This is a genomic window from Parapedobacter sp. SGR-10 (assembly GCF_011030405.1).
GTDB lineage: Bacteria > Bacteroidota > Bacteroidia > Sphingobacteriales > Sphingobacteriaceae > Sphingobacterium.
Genome location: NZ_JAAJTJ010000011.1, coordinates 92,598 through 105,011 on the forward strand (window position 1 = coordinate 92,598; position 12,414 = coordinate 105,011).

A 12,414-nucleotide genomic window follows, 5' to 3' on the forward strand; every position below is an offset into this window, starting at 1 on the left:
CGACAAAATGCAGATTGTTGAAAAAGCATTGTCATTCCGACGATAGGAGGAATCTATCTTTGTGGCTAACAGATGTCTCCTATCGTCGACATGACATACAAACGGATTTTTATCGTGCATCCTAAGATTTTACTTTACGTCTCTACAAATTTTTTTTAAATTCAACTATATTTTAGGACTAGAAAGGGGAATGAATATGAGAAAATTAAAGGTCGACAAGGCGTATATCAATGGACAGTGGATTGCGGGAGCAGATACGTTTGATGTCGTGGATCCGGCAACAGGATCGGTAGTTGAAAAGGTAGCCAACTTGCGTATTGCCGAAGTACATAGTGCCATAGAGGCTGCTCACACAGCATGGTCATCCTTTAAGGCAAGTGATGTCATGCAAAGGGCTGCCTTACTGGAAACGTGGTACAGATTGATACTGGAGCACAAGCAAGAATTGGCAGAGATCATAACCCTGGAATCCGGAAAACCTTTGACGGAAAGCTTGGGGGAGGTCGATTACGGAGCATCCTTTGTTCTCTGGTTTGCAGAAGAAAGCAAGCGGAGCTATGGAGAGACCATTCCGGGGCCAAGGGCCTCCAACAAGATTCTGACCATCAAGCAAGGTATAGGTGTCGTGGCAGCCATTACACCGTGGAATTTTCCATTGGCTATGGTCACACGAAAAGTAGCACCTGCCATCGCGGCGGGCTGTACCGTAGTGCTGCGTCCGGCTTCGCAGACACCATTGACGGCATTGGCACTAGCCGTTCTTGCCGAAAGAGCAGGCTGGCCTGTTGGTGTGCTCAATGTGGTGACAGGAAAAGATTCGTCGGGTATGGGCCATGAATTGAGTACAAATCCATTGATTCGAAAACTATCGTTTACGGGGTCGACTTCTGTCGGGAAGATACTGATGAAGCAAGCCGCCGACAATGTGAAAAAAATATCCTTGGAACTTGGAGGCAACGCGCCTTTTATCGTTTTTGAAGATGCCGATATAGAAGCTGCTGTGGAGGGAGCCATTTATGCGAAGTTCCGCAATTCGGGACAGACCTGTGTAGCGGTAAACCGTTTTTTGGTACAGGATTCGATTTTTGATCAATTTTCACAGCAATTGACCGATGCCGTAAACAGGTTGAAGGTTGGTCATGGTATGGACGGCGATGTGCAGATAGGGCCTTTAATCAATCAAAATGGTTTGGATAAAGTGCAGGAACATGTCACGGATGCCGTGGGCAAAGGTGCTCGTATATTGACAGGAGGTAAGGTGATCGAAGGATTGTTTTATGCACCTACCGTACTGGCTGATGTCTCGGCAGATACGTTGATAGCGAAAGAAGAAACATTTGGCCCAGTGGTCTCGTTATTCAGGTTTAAGACGGAGGAGGAAGCAATCCAAATGGCCAATAATACCGAGTTTGGTCTGGCATCGTATTTTTACAGCAATGATGTACATCGTTGTTGGCGTGTAGCCGAAGCGTTAGAAGCGGGTATAGTCGGCGTAAATGAGGGGCGTATTTCCTTTGCCGGAGCTCCTTTTGGCGGTATCAAGGAGTCCGGAGTGGGTAGAGAGGGGTCACGATATGGGCTGGATGAATACATGGAGTTGAAGTATATCAATTTTGGCAGAGGTAAGTAAGAGTACGCTTTTTTTATCAGTCTGAAGTGCAATAGATAGATTTCTTAAATTCAAAAAATAGGATTATAGGCATAATAACTTTTAGAAAAAAATACTTTTTTGGGTTATAACCATAAAAAAAATGTACCGGTACAAGAGTTTACTCTTCATCAGCCTTACTCTTTAAGAGGCTCATGAAGGATACATAAAAATAAGGTGTTGTTAATTCAGATAGATTGTCATTCCGACGTTAGGAGGAATCTACTGATAAACAGATGGTTATTCATTCGTGTTAGCCGTCAATGGCATGAATGATTGCTTTGCAATTCCTATCGTCAGCATGACAAATAGCTATACAAATTTATCAACTCAAAAAATAAAAAATAGTATCGTATACATAGTGGATAGTAGTAGGAAAATAAGTGTGTGTCAAATAATTTTGCATATAGCCAAAAGGGAAGGAAGTTTCGCAAATTGTATTGAAAAAATCGAGAAAAATATTTTTTAGGATAAACGTTACCGGAAAATATCTTATCTTGGTGCATTATGGTCAATGGAATAAAAAATGGTAATTATATATTTCTTTAACCAAACTTTGTCGTCATTTCGATGAGGAGGTACGACGAAGAGAAATCTATGGCCAGATAGGACATTAATCCAATTCATCCATAGATTTCTCCTCATTCTTCGTCGAAATGACGGGCTGGTTGCTAAAATATATAATCGCCTAAAAAATTATCTATTGTTATTCAATGAACAGTCAATAACTTTGTGAAAACAAACGATTTAAATATTTAATTATAAACACACACCTATTTGAGTAATCACTGCTAAACACTACAAAAATTATAATCAACACATCGGCGCACACTTCCCGTGCGATCCAAAGACTCATGGTTGCGAACCGGGGAGAGATTGCTGTACGCGTACTCCGTGCAGCATCCGAAATGGGCATTACTACTGTCGCCATCTTTACCCATGAAGACCGTTATTCGCTGCACCGTTATAAAGCAGATGAATCTTATCAGATCGGCGAAGCGAATGAACCGTTGAAACCTTATCTGGATGTAGAGGCAATAATCCGTATCGCGAAAGAAAATCAAGTTGATGCCATCCATCCGGGATATGGTTTCTTGAGCGAGAATGTACATTTTGTAAAAAGATGTCGGGAAGAAGGGATTATCTTTGTAGGCCCAAATGCAGAGGTCATGGAGCAATTGGGAGACAAGATAGCGGCCAAGGTGTTGGCACGTTCTATCGATGTGCCTGTCATCGAAGACTGTATGATAGCACCCGATGCGTTTGAGGAAGCTTTGTCCAATGCTTCCAAGATCGGATTTCCGGTTATTCTGAAGGCTGCGGCAGGTGGAGGAGGACGCGGTATGCGGGTCGTTCATCGACAACAGGATCTCCTCCCTTCGTTCAGGGAAGCCTCCGGAGAGGCACTGAAAGCTTTCGGTGACGGTACGGTTTTTATCGAGAAGTTTATCGCTTCGCCCAAACACATCGAAATACAGCTGTTGGCAGACAATTACGGTAACATCGTACATCTTTTTGAAAGAGATTGTTCGGTACAGCGACGCTTTCAAAAGGTTGTCGAAATTGCACCTGCTCCAAATTTATCCCAGTCCGTCAAAGAAAAACTCTATGAGTACGCTATCCGGATCGGTAAAGCGGTGGGGTACAATAATGCGGGAACGGTTGAGTTTTTGGTGGATACAGCAGGTGAAGTTTATTTTATCGAGGTCAATCCAAGGATTCAGGTAGAACACACGGTGACGGAGGAGATCACAGGTATAGACATCGTCCGTAGCCAGATCTTGGTTGCCCAAGGTGTAGAACTTTCGGATGCTAGGATCGGTTTGGCCAGTCAGGACCACGTCGTGCGCAATGGTTTTGCTATCCAATGCCGGATCACTACCGAAGATCCCGAAAATAATTTCAAACCCGATTACGGAACGCTGATTGCCTATAGAAATGCAGGAGGCTTTGGAATTCGGCTCGATGAAGGCAGTGCATATCAAGGTATGAAAATATCACCGTTTTTCGATTCCATGATCGTAAAAGTAACTGCCAGTGGCAAGAGTCTTGCAGGTACAGCTAAAAGATTGCACCGCTCCCTTACAGAATTCAGGATACGGGGAGTGGCGACCAATATGATCTTTTTGGAAAACGTCATCAATCACGAAAAATTTATCAAAGGCGAATGTACGGTCAATTTTATCGATCAGCATCCCGAACTTTTTCAGTTCAATAAACTTAAGGACAGCTCGACCAAAGTGCTCCGTTATCTTGCGGATATCAAAGTCAACGGACATGCGTACGTAAAAGATCTGAGTGACGAGCATCAATTTCGGAGCCCCGTCATACCGGAGCCCCGTACAGCATATTATGCCAAGGGATCGAAAGACCTACTGACAGAATTGGGTAGGGAAGAGTTTATGAAACAAATCCTGCAGGATCCGAAGATACACTACACAGATACGACCTATCGGGATGCTCATCAGTCGCTATTGGCTACCCGAGTGAGGACGAAAGATATTCTGGCCGTAGCAGAGGGTTATACCAAAGATGTACCCGAACTGTTTTCTGCCGAAGTGTGGGGGGGAGCAACATTCGATGTAGCCTTACGTTTTTTGCACGAATGTCCTTGGCAAAGGTTACAGAGATTGCGAAAAGCCATGCCCAATGTATTGTTGCAGATGCTTTTCAGAGGAAGCAATGCCGTAGGGTATTCTGCCTATCCCAAGAACATTGTAGAGAAATTTATCGATGAGGCCTGGACACAGGGCATAGATATATTCCGTATCTTCGATTCGCTCAACAATGTTTCGTCTATGCTCCCCGCGCTCCGGCATGTGGTGCAGCATACCGGAGCGATCGCGCAGCCGGCAATCTGTTATACCGGAAATGTGCTACGCAAAGAAAACAATAAGTACAACCTTCAATACTATTTGGATCTCGCCAGAAGATTGGAAGATGCGGGAGCGCATATGATCGCAATCAAGGATATGGCAGGGTTGCTCAAGCCCGATGCCTGTACCGTCCTTGTTTCTGCTTTACGTGAACACATCAGCCTGCCCATAGCGCTCCATACACATGATACGGCGGGCACGCAACTGGCGACTTACCTGAATGCAATAGATGCGGGAATCAATAGTGTAGACTGCGCATTGGCCTCGTTCAGCGGCACGACCTCACAGCCCAGTTTGAATTCTTTGGTGGCCTTGATGGAAGGGCGGCCGCGGGAGAATGCTCTCGATCTGGAAAAACTGAATGCTTACAGTGATTATTGGGAAACGGTGCGGGATATGTATTATCCCTTCGAGTCGGATCTAAAAACGTCTACGGCCGAAGTCTATAAGAACGAAATACCGGGTGGCCAATACTCCAATCTTCGTCAGCAGGCAGAAGGTGTAGGATTGGGAACTAAACTCCCCGAAATAAAATCCAATTATGCTGCTGTCAATCAGCTGTTTGGGGATATTGTCAAAGTCACGCCAAGCAGTAAGGTTGTCGGAGATATGGCGCTGTTCATGACGGCCAATTCGCTTACCGCTGAGGATGTTCTGGACGACAGCAGAAACTTGTCTTTCCCCGCTTCGGTGATAGGCTTTTTCAAAGGTGAGCTTGGTGTACCCTATGGGGGATTTCCGGAGCAACTGAAGCGGATTGTCTTACGGAACGAACAGCACAAAGACGTCGAACAGCAGGCTATCCTGCCCGATGTCGATCTGGAGGCTTCCGTTTCCGAATTCTACGCCCAGTATTCCGGAAGTACTTTTTTGGATTACCTGTCCTATCAGATGTTTCCTAAGGTATTCGATGAGTATTACCACCACAAGGCTTTGTATGGAGATGTCACAGAGATTCCTACCGAAGCTTTTTTCTACCCGCTTGGCCGACAAAAAGAGATTTCTGTGCGTTTGAGAAAGGGTAAGGAAATATTGATCAAGTTGATGTATGTGTCCAATCCGGATGAGGAGGGGATGCGGATGGTCAGTTTTCAGCTCAACGGAGGCAATCGGACAGTACGTGTCAAAGACCATGCGGCATCCTCTACAAAAGTGCAGCATGAGCAGGTCAGTAATGCGGCCAAGCAGGAGGGATCACCTTTGCAGGGTAATCTGTCAGCGATATTGGTGAAAGAAGGTGACCATGTACAGACCGGAGATCCGCTTTTCGTGATCGAGGCCATGAAAATGGAAAGCACTGTGGTATCCTCGGTGGCGGGACGGATAAAAAGAGTCGTCTTGCCGGCAAATACGATCGTCGATCAAGGAGACTTGATCGTAGAGTTTGAATAAATGAAGCTCAAATAGTACATTAAACTTAAAATCGGTCTGGGTCCCCTGAACTCCAGACCGATTTTTTAGGATATATGTTTTTGATCTTATAGGTCACAACAGTCTGAAAGACAGTGCTAGTAATGTAAATAATATTTAAAATGCACAACGGGTAAAGTTATGTTTAATTCAGCAACAAAAAGAGCTTAATATTATTATGAGTACATTAATCCCTATTGATCATTTCATTATTTGCAAGGACAAGCATTACAACTCTTTCCCCAATATCGTAAAGCGGTCGGATGGTACATATTATTTGGGATTCCGGCAGGCTAAAAATTATATTCCTAAATTTGGAAAAGCGCAGCATACCGATCCGAAATCACGCGCCATGTATATGACGTCTGCCGATGGTTTGACCTGGGACTCGACAGCTCAACATATTTTGCATGACGATTTTCTTTACGGCGTTCAGGATCCATGTATAACAGTGTTGAATGATGGAAGCTTGCTGTCAACAGTGTTTTTGTGGAAAATTTTTGACCCTGACTCCGGGGTTACGGGTAGGCTTGTATATGATTATTGGATTGCTGTTGCGGATAGGTCTTATGCTATCCGATCTATTGATGGTGGTGTCACCTGGGATGAGCCTACTCCTCTAAGGGCCGGAGCACTTAGAGGAAATTGTATACAGCTTGCCGATGGATCAATCCTTGTCGCAAACTATACGGGTGGTATACGCATTAATAAATCTACTGATGGCGGGATCACGTGGTCAGAGATTGCTCTTATACCCAATTATAATGGATATTCTCTTTCAGAACCTAATCTTTATCGAACAGTAAGTGGAAAAATCGTATGTTTTTCCCGTTCGTCCAAAGGCACTGCAAATACAGATAATCCATTAGTTACGATCGAATCATTGGATGGAGGAATGACCTGGGGTACTCCTGTGTTGTCCACGACTATTAATAATCCTAATCCTTACGGATTATTGCGGTTGAATGACGGGAATATTTTGCTGACTTACGGTTACAGGCGTAAGCCTTACGGCATAAGAGCCAGGGTTTTAAATGCGGAATGCACGGATATTGATACGGCTAAAGAAGTTATTCTGCGGGATGATGCTTATGGTGCTGACATAGGTTATACGAGTGCCGTTCAGCTTGATGACGATCGGATTTTAGTTGTATATTATTTTTATGATGAGGTAAGAGGGCCGAGGTATATTGCCGGTACAGTATGTAAGCTGGTTTGAAGACCGAGCTAAATAAATCAGAGTTTTGATTTCACTTTTAAAAATTAAATAGGCTATCATGAAAAGAGTATCCCGTAGAAATTTCATCGCTGCATCTTCTGCTTTTGCTGCATCGTCATTGCTTGTGGGTAGTGGTTGTAAACATTCCGAATTTCTTTTGGGTCAGGACAATGAGACTATAAGATCTTTTGACTATCAATTTGTTGTAGATAGACATATTACCGTATATGCTGACCATCATTTAAATGCTTTCCCGAGTGTAGGCAAGCTAGGTAATGGCAAGTTGTTTTTGGCATTCCGTCAGGCGCCTGACTGGAGTTATCGGTATGGTAAAACGGATATTGATCCTTCTTCGGAGGCTGTTAATCTGATTTCCAAGGACGGAGAGGTTTGGGATCGAGAGGCGTCAGAATTATATGCTAATTTCTTACATGGCGTGGATAGACCTGTTATTCATGTTTTGCAAGATGGCTCTTTGTTCTGTACTTTTTTTATGTGGCAGGTAGAGGTGAAGACGTCAGCTAACGAAAATCGTGGAATCCCTATTTTTGATAATTGGATTGGATTCATAAAAGGAGCCTATTCGTTGCGATCAACGGATGATGGAAAGAGTTGGGATGAGCCTGTTGCTTTGCCCGGCTCGAATACGATTGGTCGGGAAAGCGTAGAGTTGAAAGATGGTTCGATATTATGTAGTAGTTATTCGGAAGATATAACCATTTATAAAACGAAGGATAAAGGATTGACCTGGACTATATTATCTACTATTCCAAGACCGGCAGGCTATTCTTTGACAGAACCGACCCTGTACAAAACAGATTCCGGCAAAATTGTTTGCTTTGCAAAAGGTATTCCCGATGTGGGAAATAGCAAACAAACACGTCTGATCACTACAGAGACCGTTGATAATGGCATCACATGGACTAATACGTCAGTACGAAAAGTGGATTATATTGGTGCTCCGCATTTATTACGCTTGAATAATGGTGCTGTATTACTCACTTACAAATATTGTCATGAGGGGGCAGAGATCCGGGGAGCGGTTTTAAATATCGGGTGTACCAATATGGACGATGTTGATCACCATGTATTACGTACTGGATTGGGAATGGAAGAGGGAAATACGAGTGCGATCATGTTGGATAAGGCTAGATTTTTAGTGGTGTATTCAAACTTTGATAGTAACGATGATAAGCCACATATTGCAGGAACGATCTGTCATGTAAAAACCAATGGGTAAATTGGGGATCTGTTTATGGTGTATTATGCAGATATGGATATCCTCCACAATGAGGATGTGGCTCCTATGATATCAAAGGATTGGTGGTTTTGCTTGCTTCAGATGCAGGTGCATATATCAATGGAGAGAACATTCTGATGGATGGTGGGCTGAATGCCTGATTCTGGGCAACCCAAACTCTTTCCAATTTAATTTTAACTTTCTACTTAATAGCGCTATATTAGATGTCTTTTTTTAACGGACATACGCGTGATGCAACAGATAGAAAATAGTGCTTCTTTCAAACTGATATACTCTCTAGGCGAACACCCTTACTTAGGCTACCTTATCGAACCCCATATCGTCTATCTGAACAGCAATGGTTCCTTATCGCTCTCTTCTAAACGCGTTTTTTCCAATACCATAGATGAATTTGCCGCTGCGTTGGATGAAACGGATTTCAAGATTATCAAGCTATTGGATGAGCTGGAGCAAACGCAGATCATCAAAAAATACCACAAGAAAGCCATCCGCCCCGTGGATTACTTTACCACGATCTTTGATCAGAAGGTAGCGGACTATCTGCGGCCCAAACTGGAAGCAAAACTGCTCAAGGTACTCGAAATGCTTCGCAACAAGCCTTTGTACCGTATGAGCAAAAAAGACGGGTATCCTGCCGAACATGCCTTGCAGATTGCGGACGAACCGTCCTCGGTCTTGTTTCATTTCCGAAGAAGCGAAAACGAGATACGGTATTTTCCTACATTGAAATATAAAGGAGACCGATTGGATTTTATGTACAAGAATGCCGAAGTCATCATCAATCTACAGGCCTGGCTATTGCTTGACGATACGTTGTTTTATTTCAACGAACCTTTGGAGGGAAAGAAACTGACCCCTTTTCTCCAGAAGCGATACATCTCGATCACCCGAAACACCGAACGGAAATATCTGGAAACCTTTGTCAGCGGACTTATCGAAAAACACCATGTCTACGCCGAGGGCTTCGATATCAAGACCATCAAGGAGGACGCAACCCCCATACTGACGTTACATTACTCGTCCGGACAGGAGGCCTATTTTCAATTGTCTTTCGATTATGGTGCATACAACTTCCACAAGACCTCTGAAAACAGGGTTTCTGTGCGTTTGCAATACGATACGGAAAAGGACTGGTATACCTTTTTTCGGATCAAGCGTTCGATGGCATGGGAAGAAAAACAACATATTTTTCTCGAAAATCTAGGTTTGATACGGCAAGATTCGCTATATGGAAGCTACCTGCTCCCCTCCGCATCTGCTGCCAATAGTATAGAATGGGTCAGCATGCAGCAGGAACAATTACTTGCCCGTGGCTTTCGTATTCGTCAGGAGACGGGTGATAAGCGTTTTTATATCGGGAAGACCGCATTGGATATCGAAGTTGTCGAAGAGAACGATTGGTTTGATATCCGTGCGTTTGCCATCTTTGGTACATTCAAGATCCCGTTTGTACAACTGCGTGAACACATTCTCAATAGGATGCAGGAATTTACGTTGCCCAATGGTGATATCGCTATTATACCCGAAGAATGGTTTGCGCAATACGAACATCTATTCCACTTTTCGCTTAGGAAGAACTCCTTGCAACTGCATAAAGTACATATCGGTGTATTACACGAAATCAGTGAACATACGGCATTGACCATGAGCAGGAAATTGGCCCGGCTGAGTGATTTTGAAAGTATGGAGTCTGCCGATGCTCCACTACATTTCAATGGGCAGTTGCGACCCTACCAACAGGCAGGCTACAATTGGTTTCATTTTCTGCAAAAATACCAGTTTGGCGGTGTATTGGCTGACGACATGGGCTTGGGTAAGACGGTACAGACATTGGCTATGCTGCAAAGGCAGAAGGAGGTGCTTCAGCATACAGATCAAACCAAGACTTCCTTACTTATTGTTCCTACATCTTTGGTCTACAACTGGCAGAGCGAAGCCCGTAAGTTTGCACCGAAGCTACGTTTGCTATTCCATACAGGCTATAACCGTGCTAAGGATGCTTATGCTTTTGCCCAGGCTGATCTGGTCATCACGACCTATGGTGTCTTACGGAGCGATGCCGAGATGCTGAACTCCTTTTATTTCAACTATATCATTCTCGACGAAAGCCAGCAGATCAAAAACCCGGGTTCCAAGACATTTAAGGCTGCTAAGCTTTTAAAGAGCAGGCACAAGCTAGCCCTAAGTGGTACACCCATTGAAAACTCGGTCTCCGATATCTGGTCGCAGATGCACTTTACCAATCCCGGCCTGTTAGGGAGTTATGCTTTTTTCCAGAAAGAATTTGTACAGGGTATCGAAAAGAAAAAGGACGACGCCCTCGCCCAACGTCTGCAAACCTTGATCAAACCTTTTGTTCTGCGCCGTACCAAAAACCAAGTGGCAACCGAATTGCCCCCAAAAACAGAACAGGTCATCTATTGCCAGATGTCCGAAACCCAGCACGAAATATACGAAAGAACAAAATCCGAATACCGCAATGCCCTGTTGGACAATCAGCTTCTGCCGACTCCTGCCAGTGGACAGATTGCCCTGTTGCAGGGCCTTACCCAATTGCGTCAGTTGGCAAACCATCCACAGATGGTCGATGGACAGTATAGGGACGGTTCGGGAAAATTTGATACGGTCATCGATATGTTGCAGGCTGTTGTTGCCGAAGGCAATAAAGTGCTTTTGTTTTCACAGTTTGTCAAGCATCTGGAGCTTTTCAAGGCATATTTTGAACAAAATAATATTCCTTACGCCTATCTGGACGGTGCGACCAGAGATCGGGCAGAAGCGGTACGGTATTTTAAGGAAAACGAGCAGGTCAAAGTGTTCTTGATCTCCATCAAAGCCGGGGGCATAGGACTCAATCTTACCGAGGCGGACTATGTCTTTATCCTTGATCCGTGGTGGAACCCGGCCGTCGAACAACAGGCGATAGACCGTAGCCATCGTATCGGTCAGCAACGGAATGTCTTTATCTACAAATTCATCAGCAAAGACACCGTCGAAGAAAAGATAGTCGCCCTGCAAAACCGAAAGAAGCATATTGCTAATGCATTGATCACGACAGAAGAAAGTTTTGTGAAATCGTTGTCACAGGAGGATTTGCGGGAGTTGTTGAGGTAATGAAGTTTATGTCTGGCGGTTTTTGGATGAGGTGTTTTTTGAGGGATTGGTTTGTTTAGAGAAAACGAAGGGTTTTGGTTTCTTTGTGCTCAAGCCGCACGGGCTCATACTTTTTTTCCGCAGAAAAGTATGCAAAAAACTCACCGCTTAAAACTTTTGCGACAACGGATCACTATTCCTGCATGTCCGCAAAAATTTTGAGGCGGCATTTTAAGAGTTTGTACGGATAGTGCAATTATTTTGGATATATTATCCGGACAATAACGGTGTTGGATTGTAGGATTGTCCGCATCCATAGTGGATAGCAAACTGTCCATTTCATCAGCATCGGCAGGAATAGCCTTGCAAGGGGTGGCTGTGTGGTGAGATGCCTCTAGCTTCGTTCAGTTTTGATGCGTCCAACTACCCCGCGCTCCTGTCCGCATCGAGAATAGTTTGTTGAGAGGTTGGTGGGCAAAGGTCCTAGGGAGACCCAAGGGCAGCGTTGTAGGGCTATTGAGCGGTAGCCTTATGCGACAGGATGTCTTGAAATGGACGGACGCTGTATAGTAAGGGGCTACTTTGCTTGCAGATCAGTACATTACATGCAGGGATAGGCTAACCATTATAGAATGCACCCCGTCCAATCACAAGTGGTGGCAGACGGCAGCAGATACCGGGGACGGGGGTAGGCCAAGGCCTAGGGGATATTTCCGAAGCTCTATCCTAAGGCTTCGGAATTCTTCCCAGCCTTGACGGTATCTGTTGCCGTGAGCGCTAGCCTGTGCGACAAACCACATTGATTGGACACAGCACCTTGGTCCTTGGGTGCATTCCAAGGACTAGGCCTCCGCGGCCATTGAGCGGAAAGAATCTGTCTAATTTATTCCTTTCTTTTATTTAACCC

At 44.4% G+C, this 12,414-nt stretch carries 5 protein-coding genes; all 5 read left to right on the forward strand.

Features of this window, described 5'->3' with window-relative positions; genetic code table 11:
* The first annotated feature begins 196 nt into the window (after positions 1-196).
* Positions 197-1,630 (forward strand): NAD-dependent succinate-semialdehyde dehydrogenase, encoded by a 1,434-nt coding sequence (locus G5B00_RS10130; protein ID WP_240894452.1) that lies wholly within the window; start codon positions 197-199, stop codon positions 1,628-1,630.
* Positions 1,631-2,490: 860 nt separating this feature from the next.
* Positions 2,491-5,916 (forward strand): pyruvate carboxylase, encoded by a 3,426-nt coding sequence (locus G5B00_RS10135; RefSeq protein WP_317168844.1) that lies wholly within the window; start codon positions 2,491-2,493, stop codon positions 5,914-5,916.
* A gap of 196 nt (positions 5,917-6,112) precedes the next feature.
* Complete coding sequence (locus G5B00_RS10140) at positions 6,113-7,153, forward strand: sialidase family protein (protein WP_163874456.1); 1,041 nt, start codon at positions 6,113-6,115, stop codon at positions 7,151-7,153.
* Between the two features lie 58 nt (positions 7,154-7,211).
* Entirely contained in the window at positions 7,212-8,393 is a 1,182-nt protein-coding gene (locus G5B00_RS10145; RefSeq protein ID WP_163874459.1) for an exo-alpha-sialidase, read from the forward strand.
* A 252-nt stretch (positions 8,394-8,645) separates the two neighbouring features.
* Positions 8,646-11,528, forward strand: a complete 2,883-nt coding sequence (locus tag G5B00_RS10150; protein ID WP_163874461.1) for a DEAD/DEAH box helicase — start codon at positions 8,646-8,648, stop codon at positions 11,526-11,528.
* The last annotated feature ends 886 nt before the right edge of the window (positions 11,529-12,414 follow it).